The organism is Glaciecola sp. SC05 (assembly GCF_041380235.1).
Classification (GTDB): Bacteria; Pseudomonadota; Gammaproteobacteria; order Enterobacterales; family Alteromonadaceae; genus Glaciecola.
Genome location: NZ_JBGIYY010000024.1, coordinates 55,853 through 72,815, shown reverse-complemented (window position 1 = coordinate 72,815; position 16,963 = coordinate 55,853). Strand labels below are relative to the sequence as shown.

General features: G+C 38.8%; 20 protein-coding genes. 6 read left to right on the top strand and 14 right to left on the bottom strand.

Annotated features, from left to right (window positions below; all coding sequences use genetic code 11):
- A partial coding sequence (locus tag AB9H30_RS17915) for a hypothetical protein (RefSeq protein ID WP_371196105.1) occupies positions 1–261 on the top strand: 261 nt, incomplete at its 5' end.
- Between the two features lie 204 nt (positions 262–465).
- Here AB9H30_RS17915 and AB9H30_RS17910 read toward each other — a convergent pair.
- The 3 genes from AB9H30_RS17910 to AB9H30_RS17900 all read right to left on the bottom strand — a co-directional run bounded on the left by AB9H30_RS17910 (position 466) and on the right by AB9H30_RS17900 (position 3,149).
- Complete coding sequence (locus AB9H30_RS17910) at positions 466–918, bottom strand: hypothetical protein (RefSeq protein ID WP_371196104.1); 453 nt, start codon at positions 916–918, stop codon at positions 466–468.
- A 79-nt stretch (positions 919–997) separates the two neighbouring features.
- Positions 998–1,768, bottom strand: a complete 771-nt coding sequence (locus tag AB9H30_RS17905) for a hypothetical protein (RefSeq protein WP_371196103.1) — start codon at positions 1,766–1,768, stop codon at positions 998–1,000.
- Positions 1,769–2,234: 466 nt separating this feature from the next.
- On the bottom strand, positions 2,235–3,149 hold the full coding sequence (locus AB9H30_RS17900; RefSeq protein WP_371196102.1) for a hypothetical protein: 915 nt from the start codon (positions 3,147–3,149) through the stop codon (positions 2,235–2,237).
- 341 nt (positions 3,150–3,490) lie between these two features.
- Between AB9H30_RS17900 and AB9H30_RS17895 the strand changes: the two genes are divergently transcribed.
- The 3 genes from AB9H30_RS17895 to AB9H30_RS17885 are packed head-to-tail and all read left to right on the top strand — an operon-like array spanning position 3,491 to position 8,453.
- Entirely contained in the window at positions 3,491–4,006 is a 516-nt protein-coding gene (locus AB9H30_RS17895) for a hypothetical protein (RefSeq protein ID WP_371196101.1), read from the top strand.
- Entirely contained in the window at positions 4,003–5,400 is a 1,398-nt protein-coding gene (locus tag AB9H30_RS17890; RefSeq protein ID WP_371196100.1) for a hypothetical protein, read from the top strand. Before AB9H30_RS17895 ends, AB9H30_RS17890 begins: the two co-directional genes overlap by 4 nt.
- Positions 5,382–8,453 (top strand): hypothetical protein, encoded by a 3,072-nt coding sequence (locus AB9H30_RS17885; protein ID WP_371196099.1) that lies wholly within the window; start codon positions 5,382–5,384, stop codon positions 8,451–8,453. The genes AB9H30_RS17890 and AB9H30_RS17885 overlap by 19 nt, the downstream gene beginning before the upstream one ends.
- Before the next feature lie 489 nt (positions 8,454–8,942).
- Here AB9H30_RS17885 and AB9H30_RS17880 read toward each other — a convergent pair whose 3' ends face one another.
- From AB9H30_RS17880 to AB9H30_RS17835, 10 genes are all read right to left on the bottom strand, one after another.
- Positions 8,943–9,494 carry a hypothetical protein gene (locus tag AB9H30_RS17880; protein ID WP_371196098.1) on the bottom strand — a complete coding sequence of 184 codons (552 nt, stop codon included), beginning with the start codon at positions 9,492–9,494 and terminating at the stop codon, positions 8,943–8,945.
- A 2-nt stretch (positions 9,495–9,496) separates the two neighbouring features.
- Positions 9,497–9,835, bottom strand: a complete 339-nt coding sequence (locus tag AB9H30_RS17875; protein WP_371196097.1) for a hypothetical protein — start codon at positions 9,833–9,835, stop codon at positions 9,497–9,499.
- 1 nt (position 9,836) lies between these two features.
- Positions 9,837–10,619 carry a TIGR04255 family protein gene (locus AB9H30_RS17870; protein WP_371196096.1) on the bottom strand — a complete coding sequence of 261 codons (783 nt, stop codon included), beginning with the start codon at positions 10,617–10,619 and terminating at the stop codon, positions 9,837–9,839.
- Between the two features lie 351 nt (positions 10,620–10,970).
- Complete coding sequence (locus AB9H30_RS17865; RefSeq protein ID WP_371196095.1) at positions 10,971–11,882, bottom strand: hypothetical protein; 912 nt, start codon at positions 11,880–11,882, stop codon at positions 10,971–10,973.
- 255 nt (positions 11,883–12,137) lie between these two features.
- A complete protein-coding gene (locus AB9H30_RS17860; RefSeq protein ID WP_371196094.1) occupies positions 12,138–12,437 on the bottom strand; it encodes a hypothetical protein in 300 nt (99 codons plus the stop codon).
- A gap of 81 nt (positions 12,438–12,518) precedes the next feature.
- Complete coding sequence (locus tag AB9H30_RS17855; RefSeq protein ID WP_371196093.1) at positions 12,519–12,650, bottom strand: hypothetical protein; 132 nt, start codon at positions 12,648–12,650, stop codon at positions 12,519–12,521.
- A gap of 145 nt (positions 12,651–12,795) precedes the next feature.
- Positions 12,796–13,371: a DNA-binding protein gene (locus AB9H30_RS17850; RefSeq protein WP_371196092.1), complete on the bottom strand. Its 576-nt coding sequence runs from the start codon at positions 13,369–13,371 to the stop codon at positions 12,796–12,798.
- A gap of 84 nt (positions 13,372–13,455) precedes the next feature.
- Complete coding sequence (locus tag AB9H30_RS17845) at positions 13,456–14,379, bottom strand: HDIG domain-containing metalloprotein (protein ID WP_371196091.1); 924 nt, start codon at positions 14,377–14,379, stop codon at positions 13,456–13,458.
- Positions 14,376–15,554 carry an Arm DNA-binding domain-containing protein gene (locus AB9H30_RS17840; RefSeq protein WP_371196090.1) on the bottom strand — a complete coding sequence of 393 codons (1,179 nt, stop codon included), beginning with the start codon at positions 15,552–15,554 and terminating at the stop codon, positions 14,376–14,378. The genes AB9H30_RS17845 and AB9H30_RS17840 overlap by 4 nt, the downstream gene beginning before the upstream one ends.
- Positions 15,541–15,786: a hypothetical protein gene (locus tag AB9H30_RS17835; protein ID WP_371196089.1), complete on the bottom strand. Its 246-nt coding sequence runs from the start codon at positions 15,784–15,786 to the stop codon at positions 15,541–15,543. Before AB9H30_RS17835 ends, AB9H30_RS17840 begins: the two co-directional genes overlap by 14 nt.
- Before the next feature lie 155 nt (positions 15,787–15,941).
- On the opposite strand from AB9H30_RS17835, the gene AB9H30_RS17830 reads away from it, so the two are divergent.
- Together AB9H30_RS17830 and AB9H30_RS17825 are read left to right on the top strand one after the other, a co-directional pair.
- Positions 15,942–16,148 (top strand): helix-turn-helix domain-containing protein, encoded by a 207-nt coding sequence (locus AB9H30_RS17830; protein WP_371196088.1) that lies wholly within the window; start codon positions 15,942–15,944, stop codon positions 16,146–16,148.
- A 73-nt stretch (positions 16,149–16,221) separates the two neighbouring features.
- Complete coding sequence (locus tag AB9H30_RS17825; protein WP_371196087.1) at positions 16,222–16,365, top strand: hypothetical protein; 144 nt, start codon at positions 16,222–16,224, stop codon at positions 16,363–16,365.
- A gap of 324 nt (positions 16,366–16,689) precedes the next feature.
- Here the strand turns inward: AB9H30_RS17825 and AB9H30_RS17820 are convergent, their stop codons facing one another.
- Entirely contained in the window at positions 16,690–16,890 is a 201-nt protein-coding gene (locus AB9H30_RS17820; RefSeq protein ID WP_371196086.1) for a hypothetical protein, read from the bottom strand.
- Positions 16,891–16,963: the final 73 nt, after the last annotated feature.

The following is a 16,963-nucleotide window of genomic DNA, read 5'->3' as shown; positions in this document are numbered from 1 at the left end:
AGTAGACGGGGTTTGGGCTACGGTTACGATATACCGAATGGTTTAAGATTGAAGAAAGAATTAGCACACTTATCAAAATGGTCACGGCCGCGAGTGCAAAACCAGCAAGTTTTGTATAAAACGGCAGAAGGTCAAGAACAAGAGAAAATGGCGCACCCGGCGCGATTCGAACGCGCGACCGCCGGCTTCGGAGGGCACCCCGGCGAAAAGTTGTTAATTGGTGTAAGCCGGCGAAAAACGTCTAGCCCGCGTGGATATTGACGTTCAGAAAAGTGCGTTTGCAGTACGTTTTTAGCCGATTAATACCTTTGGAAACCGTCACGTCACAAAACTGCACAAAATCTATGGCTAAGATCATCCAATTTCAGCCACGGCAAAACACGATACTAAATTGGTATAACTTAGTTTACTTACTTGCAAATCAATCAAAACAATGAACAGACATCGTAAACGACTACGAAGTGTCTAGACTTTTGGTGTCGATTCATTGTTCACAATTGACATGTCATGTGCTTTCTTTAATTTGAGCTTTTCTTTTGATTTAAAAAAGTCTATGTGTGTACTTCGTTTAATGATTAAAAGCGACAGTGAACAAAAGATAGCTGAAACAACCCACCAATCATCTCCTTTAATTAAGAAATAGATGGATAGAAAACCCGTTGAAATATAAATTGTAAATCCTGAAATGCCTAATAATAAATGCTTAACAGAGTTATCGGGATAAAGGATGTTGGCATTTTTTTGAACACAAAACAAAGCTCGATCATAAAATTCACCTTTATCAAGTTTGCCTAAAATTTCAATATCCTTTAATAGATTGTCCCTAGCTTTATTTCTGGAGTCTATTATTATTTTGAAGTAAGCAAAAATTATCCCAAAGATTGAAATCACGGTTCCTATGAAAAATTCAGAGTTCATATGGGCTCCTTAGCACATAACGCGAAGCTCACTTTATAAATGCGAGCGCAGGGAATAGTTTTTTCAGTACGGCCACTTGTTATGCGCTGCACTCTACTTCCTTGGAGTTATTCCAAATCTCTTGGTAAATCTGTTTTTTCGCAAGAGCAATTGGAGTTTGTATAGGGATCAAATACGTTGCTTTTTTTCCTGCATCTTTTATTGACCCGCCAATGATCCATGCCACATTATGATCTATGAATATAATGCGATCATGCAATTCTTTGCTGCGTCTTAGCCTAATTTGAGTTTGAAACTGGGACGTATGTTTTTCAATATAAGTATAGATATCTTTAGAATAACGATCAGCTAGTATTTGAATATTGAGCTCAGAGTCTGCCGAAGAAAGATAAGCTTCAAATGCCTCACCATTAAAATATGGATCAACAATCAGGACCTCAGATTCCGCCGAGTTAATTACTTCTTTAAGATCAGCAAAGAATCTGTAAACATCGCCTGGAGCATAAGCGCTGCCAATATCGCTTCTATCTTCAAGTTCAAGCTCTAGCTTTATTTCTTCGATTGCATCAAGTACCTGCCCTTGAATTTGCACCACTGCAGTCATCCAGTGTTGAATGAGTGAATTAAAGCTAGTTTTGAACTGTACCTTTCTCTCTATATTTAATCTTGAAAGTAACGCCCCAACTTTGGATAGCCACAATCGCTGTGGTGAGGCCACCTCCATGACTGGCTTATCGCCGAATTCAGGTGCGTTTTCTAGTGCCTCCGTCAGCTTAAGAAGCAATATGTGCTTCTCAATAGGCCCGTCACCGTCCAGCTTTTTCACGATTCTTTGTAATTGATTCGTCATTTATTCTTATCTTATGCTAGCAATCATCAATTTTTGTTGCGGGTTTGATAGATAGCAATAGCGAGTGCTAAAAAAGCAAATCCAAACACTGTAGCTAGCCAAATATATACATATAGTTCCATTACATCCTCACTAATTTGCAAGATGCTCTAATAAAAAATATTAGCATGTTATCGAATACTATATAACGAATTCCATGTTGTAAATTTCTTGCCTCTAGAGGCTAACCCTTCCAGCCTTCGTTAAAGGATTTCATTAGACCTTGAAGATCTTTAAATCCTTAGCCTTTAGTTAGCACTTTACCTTTTTGTTTCTGTGATTTAGGGCCACTCAGTACACTTTCAATTTTTTTATTGCATTGATTTAGTTGCGCTCTAGGCCACCTTCCGAATATCTGATATCCATATTTACTGCTATTTATTTGAATTCAGCTGATAACACCTTTACATGCTTATCAAACCCTAATTTACTTACTTGGATTTTCGAATAATAACTTTTCGCCAGATTTAGACACATATGCATACTTTGTTCTCATAACACTCTTGCTACTAAACTTATAGTAGTCTGGAACTACGACGTACCCATCATAATGATTCACCAAAGCTTCTACAAAATAGGGCGCATATAGCGATTCTGCCACGATAACAATGTCATCACTCTCTGTTGTATACGTTATGGATAAGTCAAAACTGAACCCGCAATATGTTCCATTTTCATTTGGTCCATCAATAAAAACATCCGAAAGTTTTCTAACGGCAATTGGCTTTGTATCGACTTCCCCTCTCATTAATGAACGGTTCTTCCTACAAGATGCTTCGTCATTAAAAACCAGAAATAAATCATTTTTTTCAACACCACTATGTACCGAATAAACACCTCCCCATGTCACATCAGGATGTTCAATTGCTATAGCCGCTTTAACCTTCTGTGCTATGTAGTTTCTCACTAATTTATAAGATGGAGCCCCATTAATTGATACATCATTTTTATTCACCACATCTACAATAGCTGGATTGAATTCGACTGCATTGTTCACACCAGCTCGTAATGACTCTCCTTGAACAACAGTAAACAAGCCGCTTGACCAAAAGCCGAACCCTGCATCCACAAGTCCAGATAGCCCTCCTATTTGCCCGATAGAGGCTTGTGTTCCATCTTGATAATCACGTAAGCTATTTCCAATGCCAGCTGGCTGAGCCATTTTCACAACATTCAATGCTTCCGATTCATTTTCATTCCAAACGAATACAGATTCCTCAAGAATTGGCATCGACGGATATATGAATTCACCGTCTACCTTTGACAAATTTTTTGACGTGCTGCCGCAACCTACTAGCAAGAGACCAAGCGACAGAGCTGTAATTTTTAATTTTAATCCCATAAGTGTTCATCCTTTTTTCTACTGTTTTGATCTTACCTCATGCCTAAATTACAGCTATTTACCAACGAATAAAAACCATTAGATACAAGTTTTCTCGTCTATTTTGTCGAATATACCACCGCTCTTCAATTAAGTTTGTTTTCGACACTAAAAATGCCAAACATACCAAATATACCAAAGTTGGTCTTTTTCCGTTTCGCTGCTAGAGATTTTCGCTTAATGATTTATGGACGACCTCAGACTAAATACACAGACCCCCTATAATAACCCTCTCTACCGAAAGAATTTGCTCTTTCCTTTGTTAGGCTCTCGTTAAGTTTAACAACAACGGGAAGCAAACAATGAAAATAAATAACAAACAACCTTATGTCAAAACCTTAAAAATAAAAGACGTTACGTTACATCCAGATGCTCTAGAAGCTTTTCTGTTTTCGCGGAGTTTATCTACACAAGTGCGACGTAAAGATTTGCCCGCTACTATTTTAAACCAAGCCAATTTTGAAATACCAATAGCCTGTATTGTTTATGGCCGAGTGCAGATCTTTGCTAACTGGAAGGTGTTACACAGCCCCCCAGTCGATGATGAACAATCCATTTCTGTTTTGGTCTTTAACAGAAGGTTAAGCCAAGAAATCGAGTATCAAGCTTGGCTTTACGTGTTTTCTCAATTCTCATTTAGCCTGCATAAGCAGCATATATTAGGGCACCTCTGTGAATTTTTAGATAACTGTCCAATTGAAACCCAAAAACGCCTATTCAAGAACTATGATTCTTCGCGCTCGGCATCTGCGCTATCAACTCTCCTACAAGTTTCTCGCTCTTCATTTAGGCATGCGAGACGAGGGATCGGAGCATGAGCGCAAAAAAACACAAACCAATCGATTTAACACCTATACATAGAAAAAGAAAAAAGCTCTTAACAGCCAATGTTTCATGCTTAACCCGCCAAAGTATAAATGAAACAGTTACTTGGTGTTATGAAGACATCAACGACTATTTTAGGGCAATTACGATGCTCTGTCTCTGCACTGGTTGGTCAGTTAAAAAGTTACTGTCCAGTTCGACCTTAGTTCGACCACATAAAGTAAACGACGTCGAATCAGTAGGCTTGTTAAGATCTAGTTGGTCATTTTCAGAATTTAGCCCTAACGCCACTAACCAAGCTACTTTTGAATCTGTATTAAGAGAGTTTTATATCCCTTTTCCATTTATCTTTTTTCATGCATTAAAGCGGGCGCGTCAACTTGAGCTTGTTCCAATTGATGTAGAAAAACTAATCAACCAAAACCTCGCCAAGCTTAAAAACGCTGCATTCCAGAAGGTAACGATAAATCGCTTGCAACAACACATCCTTCAAACGTGTCATCATTTTGATCTGTCATCAAGCGATATAGATTTTATCACGGATAAAGACAAAGCATCATCGCCCCACTCTCACTACGGCCATCGTTCACTTGCCATTATCTACAGCGGGTTAAAGCAATATGTAGATTCACTACATATTGGTGTCGCCAGCAATGATTCATGCCTTCCCACTATTGAGACTAACAATAGCTTAGGTGGTAATCGCGTCGTATCAGATAAAACGGTAAAAGAACTATTCAACTTCTTAGTAAACCGACGCAATAGTAAGGCAGATTCGCTTGAGCAAATAGAAGTAGTTCACAATAACTACACAACTTTTGTCATTTCTATTTTGCAATTATGTACGCTGCTTCGTCCCACTAGGATGAACTCGGTATTATTAAACCACTTCGAGTTTGGTTTTAAATCTTTAGTGATTGAAGACAAAGGAGCTCGGTCAAAACGCAGAATACCTATTTGTGCATTTGGTCAACAAACCCTACAAAACTATGTCAATTATCTAAATGCAGTTTCCAAAAAGTGCAGATTTTTACCCTATGAAATAAGCAATAAGACTGACAAGGCCTACAAGTCGCTAGGTCCTCTTTTTCACTATTTTGGGACAACTGCAATAAGTGCATATACACCCACAACACATACCGGAATGATTTTTGGCCAATATTATGACCTACCAAAAAACTGGTCTCGCCATAAAGTAAAAACTGTTTTATTGGATGCTGGGTCACCACCGGCTCATGTGAAGCGATTTATGGGCCATGTCGAAGACTTTGAATTTAACGAAGGAAAATTTCACACCACTAATTATGCAGATTTAGTGCAAATTAGTATTCATATAAATGACTGGTTAGAGAGTCTTGGAGTCGAGAATTGGAAACCTCAAATATAGCAACTAATGAGTCTTACATACGGCAATTACTTAATCAATATGCACTGTCATCAGCGCAGGATTATCCTAAGGCGTCACAAAGCTTAGCTGAGGGATTAATTGATATTGACCTGAAAAACAACCCTCACAACGTTAAAGATAAGTATGAGCAGCAAGATTGTTTTTATCGGCTGTTCAATATCATCACCGAACACTTTGAAATACGAAATGAATCGATACAATTCCTGCTAGAAGCGTTAAGTGCGATATTACTTGGCTCGAAGAGCAAGTTCCGTAAAGATCGATATGATTCGTTTGATGAAAAAGCAGAGTTATTGTCTAACCACATCCCCTACCTTATTTCAGAAGTTCAATCGTTATGGGAAACAGTATCCCTTGATGATATGCAGTTCAGGCTGGCGTCGATCATGTTGTTTTCAGCAACAAACAGTGGCCTTTGCAATGTACCGAGCATGGAAGCACTGCTTTATAAGCTCCAGACTGAAGAGCAATGTTTAAATTTTATTGAAAAGCACTTCTTTTTTAAGTTGCGGTTTCAGGACCGACGCCACGAAACGAATACCGTCGCAGAAAATAGTGAAGTGCTAGAAACTCTTCGGTTTTGGTACCCCGACTCCTTAAGCCTAGCGACCATAATTGGTCTGAAAAAGATGAAAAAGCAAACAGGAAAACCAGTTTATGGTTTGTCTGATTTGGTAAAGTACATTTTTAAACAGGTAAAGCTACAGCATGACGTTCGTCTACCATCACCAGTATTATTTTTAAAAGCTTGCGCCCTTTATTTTTACCGTGCCAGTAGCGGTGCGCCAAATATATCGTTAAAAAATTACGCGAACGGAAGCTACTCAAGCGCTTCGATGAGTGTTAAAAGCCTTTATGCTGTAAATGATATTAGGGTAATCAATGAAACCGATTCCTTCGATTTTAAAAACGCCAGTAAAGAGCTGGTAAAAAAGAACAAAAAAAAGATAAAACTTTTTGAAAAGTATAATGGTGAATTTTCCAACGAAGCTTTTTTTGCCGATTTATGTTCAGCTTGTGCAGAGAAAGACAAGCATGGGCACATAAGATCACAAAAAGAGGCAAGACGTGAATTAGCACAAGTTAGTGTGAAATATGAATCTATGCCGCCCGCGGCAGAAATACTTCTTGACTGGATATCTACTAAATTAGAAAGCAAAGACTGGCGTAATGTCTCAGCAACTCGCAATTTGCATGCCATTGGCAAAGTTTGGCTAGCCAAGGTGGGAAAAGATCAGCTAGAGGAAGCCGACGGTGCAGATATGCAGGTACTTTTTGAATTGATTGGTGAAGAAAGATTTAAAGAAGATAGAGATTCACGCAATGCACTCATAAGATTATTAACACATGCCCACGTAAAATTTCAAATAGCGCTGCCCGACGAATTTGAGGGGGGACCGCTAGCCGTGACACATGTGAGAAGTGAGGTGGTGAGCGAACAAAGTTATCAGCGCCTGCGAGATGACATGCAAACCATTTATGCAGAATCATCTTTACTCATTCGTCACGGTATCGACGTTATTATTATATTAGCCAACCGTTTATTTATGAGGCCTTCTGAAATTTTAAGGATAAGGCTTAAAGACATTGAAGTTTCTAATATGTCTTGGATTACCATTCGTCCGAGTATTTGGTCAATCCTTAAAACCGCAAATGCGCGACGAATGATACCTACAAGTTTACTTTTACTACCCGAAGAATTTGACATATTTGTACGATTCATAAAAATGAGACGCCATCAAACTATTGAAAGACCAAAAGCACTGCTATTCTCACAGGTGATAGACGCTGATATACCACTGCCACTCACGGCCATAGGCACTAACATTGGGAAGCTCCTTAAAAGTTATCAGGGCGAGCCTACTCGTTTCTATTCACTGCGACACACAGGCATTTCAAATTTACAATTGGTTCTACTTGGAAGTGAAAGGTTACAGACAAAGTACTTAGCTTATGACCAGAAACGAATAGCTCAAATGAAACTATTCTTAGCATGCAACGAATCGGATAAATACTTTCAGGTCGCGGCATTAGCAGGGCACTTAAGTCCTGAAACTACCTTGTCTACTTATGCGCATTTCACTGATTTATTGCTGTACGAAGCTTCCATGAACAACCGCTACAACTTAACTTTCAATGTATGGCGAAAAATTTTGCGTATTCGCCCTTCAAAGCTTGTAAAGGCAATAGGTGACGAGACAGCAGATAATAAAATAATTATGACGCCGGTAGGACTGATTACAGAACAGGCAAAAGGGTTATGTAGCACTCTCAAAAATTCTAAACAAGTACGATATAAGCCAAAACCCGTAGTTATAATATCTTTCCAACAAAACATTGAATCAATAGACCAAATCCTCAAGTTATATGATGAGCATGGCTCGGCAGCAGAGGTAGCTTGGAGGCTTGAGTACGATGAACAATGGATTGAAGCGGTAATAGAAGTCGCTAAGAAAATTAAAGTGCATTATAAAACAACGAGAGGGAAACCTAGGTTGTACCCTAGTGAATTCAGCGGCGTATGTCCGATAAAGCCCGCTTCAAATATCGAAAAGCTGGATGCTGATAGGATCATCAGACTGCTGGAATCAGACAAAGCCTTATGCAAAGATCTGAAACTATCGATACACCATGCGTTTGATACGATATCCCAAGATCATCCAGAAATTAGCTTCAAAGATCCCGCTCTCCTTAATACATTCATTAGTCAATTTAAAGGAATCATCGCACCTAACCGTTGGCACGTGTCCCTGGTCCCTTTGACTGACAATGTTGATAAATGTATCTCTGTGTGGAGTAAAGTATCTCTCGGTAACATTAGGGTTTGTCCTGATCGCAAAAAGAATAAGAAGCTATTTCCTCATGGACAGTTATCACTGCAGTATTTAAGAAAAGACAGCCACAAGGTCATTGGAACATTCAAAACGCCAATTAAATTTAACAAATACGGGTCGAATGCGCTGAAGTGGGTAATGCATGTTGTGGCGATTTATATTGGGGCAGAAAAACTAATTAATAATACAAGTAAATAATTAGTGCTGCCCAGCTTATTCTAAAATGTATGAGCTCGCACCTAATTCGACGTTGCTTAATTGAGGTCTTTACTAAACACTGACCGTCGACTCAACGGCTAGTGTTTTATGATGTTTACATACGTAATAGTGCTTTGTGCCACCTCCTGACTTCCGTATGGTTAGCCTTGATAGTCAGCCCTACTTCTCAAAGCAGAAGTTAGGTATGTACCTTTTCAGGGAAAAAATAGACATTTTCGGACGTTCGGCGCGTGTTTTGATTTACTAGATTGACAGGATCTTTCATCATAAATCAACTTAAGGCGCAAATGAAGACACCAGTATTTCTAGATTGTCCATAACTAACAGACGCTGTCAATTTTAGGCTAGGCCACCTTCTCTCAGGGGGAATATAGCGTATATCTGCTCCATTTCAAACTCCGTTGTTAACTGTCAAGATAATTACGGAATCAATAGAGAGGATATTAATGAACTAGGAGTTATTTTATCTTAATCGTATCGTCCATCATCGCGCGCCAGAAAGCGAACTAAACAGCTGTGTAAAAGTATCCAACCATGATGGCTCAAGGTAGCTTTGCGTTTATCCAAGTCCTGAATGACATTTTTATGCACGGTAACAGGCGTTGTAAAGTCAGCAAAAAAAACCGCTTCAGAATCAATTCCCTCCCAAGGTGGTAAGTAGAAACGTCTAGAATAGGCATATGTCAAAAAACTCTTTCGCTGATCACTAGTCACAGAATGACCTTCTATGGTGTGAATAGGCACTATTTGAGAATACTCGACTTCTTCGAGACTGCGACTTATGTCGCAAGTATTTCCTATAACCAGCCAGTATTTGAAATCGCCCTTTGTAGCAGGTTTGCCATCTTCATGAATTAGGGGCACACTCGAATCAAGTTCAAAAACATCCCCCTGACATGCAGTCGGCTGCGACCTTAGGCAATATAATTGAGATGCTGACCCATTAGGGCTAACCAATAGACTAATGGTTTGTTTTAAATCCTCAGCATCATAAACCGGAGGCCAGCGTTCAGTAAGCATGATTAAACAGTTCTAGTTAACGGAGTAACCTCATGCTTTGCCAATGATTCATTGACCAAGCTATCTACCAAACACTCTAGTTGATTATCGATGGGTAATAATACATTGGCCGATTGGTCAATGTACTCAACCGTTTTGTACAATAATTCCTCAATCTCGTTTGGTGAATACACTGTTGCAGTGGGCAAACTAAATGGCAGTGCCCAACGGGAAGCCGTTTGAGTAGATCCAGACTGTATAATTTTAGAGATGACTCTGCACATAGCATCGTTAGTTGTAAGCTCGGACCTATCAGCGGTGCGAGAGAAAATAGGCTCATGATAATAGGCTATTATGCTCATATTATTGTTCCATCCATTGTTTTAGTTTATCAGCCATTACAGTGTTGAATAAGGAATATATATCATCAGTGAACTCATTGATCGTATCTAAGGTTGTGTTAATCGAGAGTCCATCGTCTTTTTGAACGTAACGATCTATATCGAACCTAAAATGATCAGGTAATTGGGGATGATTTTGAATTAAACCATATCTCAAGGTCAATTCACCATCACCATTTTGAAGATTTGACCCTATTTCCATCATGAAGTTCGTATTGGTCTTGTCGTTAATTTCATGAGGCATCCGTAAAAACTCTCCGGAAATCAAGTCTTCCCACTCTAATGTTTCTACTCCTAAATCTTTAGAAATTTCAGTTTTATTAATGATGTTTACGTACCTAACACCGAGCCTAAAAGCATTAATTCCGCCAAAAACATTCTGCGCCGCTACAAGACCTTTATTAAATTGTGATATCAATTCATTTCTATTTTGATGATCTTGGCTACTTGCTCTGAGTGTATTTTGATTCAGTACTAATGAATTTCTGTTTAATACATCAGAAAAAACATGTTCGATTTCGTCTTGTACCGTCATCGATCCTTTGTCTGCTGCAAAAGATACGCCACGAACATTATTTTGCCGATACTTAGGAAACATATCCCTAACTTTATCTTGAAATAAGGCTATGTCAGAAGGTCGCTGAGCAACTCTTACGATAGGATGAAATCTAAGCTCCACATCTGTGGAGTCGAGAGGGTTACGATTAAAAACGGTATGCTTTATTTTTTCAAATGACCATGTCATAAAGTTTATCCGTGTACCTTTCAATCATCTTTATATTAAATTAGATATTAGCTTACTATCTCTTCCGAAGCCATTAGTTAACAAACTAACTACAAAAAAGCCAAAAACGGACAAATCACCAACCCCGCCGACTTTTACAATCAATTGCTAGTTTATCAACTGACTAATTCAGTCAGTTAAACTTAGGGTTTTGCATAGCAAGTACTGTAATAGTCAGCAATATTTAAGTTGTTGAGGCGACCATAGAATTTTCGCTTATTGTGCGGGCTAGACGAGATCCTCAATTGAAAAGTGGAAGATCAAGCTGACGCAATACGCTTATCAGCCTCTTCGCCACTGCGCACTAAATATCTATTGTTTTTGAAAAAGTAGCTTATTGCCACTTTTAGAAACAAAAGCAAATTCAGTGCGAATAGCTCGACTACTATTCATTGAGAAAAAATCTGGTATTACAATGTAACCATCGTAATGGTAAATCAGGGTTTCTACGAAGTAAGCTCCTGATTTCAACTCAGCAACTATTGCCACCTTCCCACCCTCTAACTCATAAGGAAGGCTTAAATGCAAACCAAATGAACAGAAGTCTCTTTCTACATCTTCACCATCAACAAAAATCTTGGCAAAGTTTCGCGTTACAAAAGCAGGAGAATCTTCGTCTCCAGTAATGGTGCGCCTCACAGCTAAACACTCTTTTTCACTATCGATCACCAAGGCGAGGTCAAAACGCTTCACACCATTATAAAGCGAATATGTGCCACCCCACACAATTTCTGGATGATCTAATTCGATAGCTTTTTTGATTTTATTTGCTACATATTCCCGAACTTTTTTGTAAGAGGGTTTGCCATTTTCGTAAACCAACGATCTATCGACTAATTCTACAATAGCTGGTTTAAATTCTACGGCGGTATTAGCTCCAGTAGTCAAGGATTCACTTTGCACAATAGAAAATAAACTACCCGAGGCTAACCCAAGCCCTGCGTCAACCAAGCGCGAAAAACCACCTATTTGACCAATTGATGCATGTGTTGGATCTTCATAATCACGTAAACTATTCCCAATACCTGCAGGTCTCGCTATCTTTACAATATTAAGCGCTTCTGAATCTCCATCATCCCAAATAAATGAAGACTCTGTGAGAATTGGCATTGACGGATAAATAAATTCTCCGTCAATTTTTGACAAGCTTTTTGAGGTGCTTCCACAGCCCGAAATTAATAATGTTAAAGTGAAAGCAGTAAAACATATGAATGATAGTTTCATGATAATTCTTCCTTTGAATATTTTTTTAAGATGTTAAGACATTGATAGTTTATTATAAAGTGTCATCCAATCAATCGCGTGACAATTAAAGCTTCGCTACCCCTAATATAAATCAGTTTTTATAGGTGTTTGTGAAATTCGGAATGTCTTTCTTCAAGCAGAGCTCATAGGAACTCAATGCAGTGATTAATAATTTACCTTCCGCTTTTACTTTAATTGCTGACTATGACCTTAGCGAAGCTAGCAAAAGCTTACTTAGTGTTTTATCGGCGTAATCTCCGCCGAGTCAACAAAATCATAGGTAGTAACTAGACCGCAGTCGGTTCTCACTTTTTTTATCGATTCAATCATCATACCGCTTTCTATATTTTGTATTACCCATACTAAGATTCCCATTGGCCAACTTGACAATGAAGAAGTCCGCGATGCTCCGGCTCCGGTAGAGTACATAACGCGGATTTGACCTGTTTGAGCTTTACAAATAACCAGCCAACTTTTTACTTGATGAGGTTTTGGACGAATTGCTTTTTTAAATCCGGCTAATGTTAATGGCATTGACTATTCCTACTCTAGTTGTCCAGAGGTCGACTCTAGGTTTAAATATACAAAGTGGCGTTTAAAATCTTCTCTTAAGAGTTATTTGTCATTACGCTTATCGTCTTTTTTCTCCTTTTTGTTCAAGTAAACCATATACAAAAGTACCGATACCAACACGACAAGAGTGATGATAGCGAATGATGCAAAACCAATAGCGGCGAGTGTAGTCATAAAGTTTTCTTCCCGTTTGTAGGTGTAATCAGTCTAAAAAGTGTGAACGAATGCAACCACCCTAACGCACTTCCAAAATCCCGCTACAAACCTCGCAGCGAATTTTGACGAAAAGTGAGTGCCCACTTATATTGAAGGTCCTTATTTAATTGTGGTTAAATTTTTCAGAAATTTTTATTTCGAGCTTTTCTAGTTGTCTTTGCAACGCCTGTAGCTGACCTTTTAAATTTGCGTTCTCAACAATTAGGCTTGCGTTTTGTTCCGCTAATGACTTGGCTTCTGCGGCTGACTCCGTTAGTTCTTGGTCACTCTTAAGCAAACTAGCGTCAATCTCCTTTTCATATCCATCAAAATACTCAGCCTTGTTTTCAAAATCCCGCTGCACGGCATTTAGGCGCTTTTCGAACATCTCTTGGGCCAGTTGATAAGCTTGGACAGTCAATCGTTCCAGGCTTTCTGTGAGCTTATTTGTGATGACTCCCATATTCTCAGATATTTCAGATGGCAGAGATTCAAGCTGCATTTGTTGCTGCTTTTCTGTTAAGTAAGATTGCTCTCTTTCATCGGTATATTTTGACCAGACTGTCTTGATGCGCAGTAAACCGCCTTTAAATCCTAATTGGGCACGTATGGCGCCTGGATTAGGGATTTTGCCTGATGCCTCTAAAGCTATTCCCGCTTGAATGATATCTTTTTCTTTGACTTCAGGGTGGCGTGCCATATATTTACCTCGCAGGTCGATTTTGCTCGTTGATAGGTGAGCGAAAGAGTCGCTGATGCTTACTAGTGTTTTTATATAATTTGTTTAATTAGTTGCGTTAATTTGTTTATTTAACAAAAGTCGCATTGAGTTGGGCTTTGCATATCGATTCGAACTGTCTCGGTCATATAGCTTTAACGCAACAGCAAGTCTTGTTTTTGCTTTATAACCAGAACTTGCGCCGGATGTGTTGCAGGTAAGTGCATGCCTAAGTTGAATGGCATCGGCTTCATTGCGTTTTTCAAGCTCACCCATGGCGTTAGCACAAATCTCTAAGCTCAAATTGTCATGATCAACAAAGTAGCCTATTGAGGTGCGATTTAAATCCGGCGTCATTGTCTTGGTTTTGCCGATATCGTGGACAAGCGCAGCGACTATACCAATCTGCTTTTCTGACTCGCTGAGAGATTCGTCAGATATCACTGATTCTGCAACCTCGATACTATGCTGAATCAATCCTCCCAAATAGTTATGGTGGTAATTCAGACTGGCCGGACAAAGGCAATAGTTCAAGCAAATATGATGTTGCAGTAAGGAAGCGGCTAAAAAGTCAATTAGGTGCTGAGAATAGATCTTCTCTAAGATATTGAAAAATCGTTTTTGAATGTCCCCAACATTTAATATTGCCAAAGGTAGTCCATACATACCTGAATATCGCACAAAATCCGAAAATGGGACATTCTCAATTGCAGTGCAGGTGTATATCAAAGAACTATCTAACTCAGACACTTTAATCTCAACATAAACCGGCACATTGGGTGCTGCTAGCATTGTGAGAGCATGAGGCAAAAAACAGTTCACATGAATTGAATGCAGAACATCAGAGAGCTTAATACAAACAAACTGACGCCCATATCGATCAAACTTCACGACTAGAGAACTTAGAAAATAAATACCTTTAAATGAGCCATAAACGCTAGTCGAATGGAGCATAGGTTGGTCGGTGATAAGATTGTTGATTGTGTTCATTTAACACCTTTATTCATCTGCTCGTTGATCAAACGTTCGAAGGCACTTCCATCTTGTCGGGTTAAATTGGGAACATATCGTGAGTAAACACGAAATAGCATTTCAGTGTTTGCATGCCCCATTTGCCTAGCAATCCACTCAGGCGCCTCTCCGCTAGCCAACCAGAGTGTGGCAGCGGTATGCCTTGTTTGATATGCCGTACGCTTTCTTAAACCCAAATGACGTAGAAGTGGATGCCATACTCTTGTGGCCATGTTGCTATGGTTCAGTGGCAACCCAGCAGAATTAATAAAAACATATTCAGAAATTTCACCCGTGACTTTAAATTGCGCTTTTAGGGCATCGAGCACCGGCTGAGACATATGTATTTCTCGTTGGCTCTCGTCTGTTTTTGTATATTCGGTTCTACCGCGTACGTAACATTCTCGGATCAGAATCTGTCGTTTTTCGAAATCGACGAATCGCCATTTGAGTCCATGGATTTCACCTGTTCGCATCCCAGTGAAAAACCGCACTATGTAGTAATCTTTAAAATCGGGGCGTACCATGTTCAAAATGAGATTTACTTCATCAAAAGTAAAAGGTTCAATGTCTGACTTTGGCACCTTTAATGGCTTAATATTTCGAAAGGGCGTTAAAAACTCAAAGCGGTCGGCGGCTTCAGTCAATATCATGCGCAGTATTTTCATATGGCGGTTAATGTGCGTGGGCGATAATAGATTTCCATTTTTCTTTTTTTGCTGCGAAAGCTCGGCCCTAAAGCTCATTAGGTCAGCTTTTTTGATGTGCGACACATCAACCTCACCAAATGTGGGTAAAAGTCTCTTATCAAGAATGTGACGGATGGAATCTATATAACTTATCCGCCAACTCCCCTTCATCTCACTGAACCATTGTTCAGTAAAGTCTTTGAACAATGGGGTGTCAGTTTGAAGTTGCCGCCGCTTATTCTGAATTGATTCAAACTTAGATAGCATTGTGCTACTCGGAAACGTTGCTCGGTAATCAAACTGATTCAATAAAATTTCAGCCTCGATGCGATCTAGCATTTTCTCAAGCTTCTTTCTGTTGGGCGCCGTGTCTAAGAGGTTGGTTTGCTCACGGCAACGAATGTTTTGATACTTAAAATCAAAATACAATTTGCCAGTTTCTTTGCGCGCTCTAATATGCCCCATTGCTTACGCCTCCATTCGCCATCGGAATTGCAAAAGCACTTGCGGAATATGACTTCATGTCTTTTTGGATCGGCTCCCATAGGTAGAGAATTTTGCGGCCGCCGAATGGCCGTATGTAGTGGATACCTTCGAGAAGGACTGAGTCTTTCAGTCTTTCTCGAATGGTGCGTGAATCGTATTTGATGAGTTTGGATAACTCTTCTGTTGTTAAATAAGTTTGTGACGTATTCATCGATCTGATCCTATTTTAGTGATAATCTAAAATGACTGAATTTGATATGTGAACTCAATTTGTCATCTTGGATAACATAATAACATCCAAAATGCATTTTTCAATAGCTTTTTGTCATTTAAAATGACATTAATTTGTTTAAGGTGGATTTACGTGTGATTAAATGTCATCTCGCTCGTTTAATGGGCGAACGAAAAATGAAGATAATGGATGTAGCAAGGGAAACTGGGTTGAATAGGAATACTGTGACTTTGTTGTATAAAGAAACTGCTCAGCGAATAGATTTAGAGGCTATTGATAAGCTTTGTGATTTGTTTGAATGTGAGGTTGGGGATTTGTTGGAAAAAATTAAATCTGAATAATACAGAAGTTCGGGATAGCCGTTATGATCTAATAGATATCAAATATGATTAACACAAAGGGCACTCTTTAGTTATGATCGAATTCTTACAAGCTAGCAAGCAAGATGACGATTATAAGCAGTTGGTGGCTTTTAGTTATCTTTGGTTAGGGGTTTATAACAAGTTTTCTAAACGCTGGGACCTTGAAAAGTCTACAGGGGAAGATTTTCAAATATAAAAATCAAAAAACCGTTTTAAATAAAGAAAAAACTTCTTCATAGCCGAGCAATAACTGTTTTAGAAAAAATTGTTGATAGAAAATTAAGCTCAGTTTGTTATAGAAAGATTTGAACTAATGAATGTAAGAGTATTCCAAGAATATTTGAAATAGATATATTAGCAAAACTACCACTAAGCTTTTGGGCCAGTGCTGTAGTTGACAATACTTCAAAAAAAGAAAATTTTAGATGCAGATAGAAGATAATTTGTTGTAATAGTGCTAGCAATCGTTCTTTTTTATCGTAACTAGCGCGCTCTTGAACGTGCCGCTTTATCTTCAAAATCAGAGAAGCTTATTATTCTCTAAAAACTCATTTATTTGCTTTTGCGAGATGGTGTTGATCATTTCTCTTATAGAATTATGCGCGACCGAGAGTCCTAACTCCTCTTTAAGCATATTAATAACCTCTTGCTTACAACCGTTATGATTAGTTTCCAGCGTAAGTATTAACTTAACCAAAAATTGTTTTTGCTTTAATTCCATAATCTTGCCTAGTTAAATATTTTGATAATCGTAAAAAGTATTTTTATGAAAATAGGTACTGTTTGCCACTAGC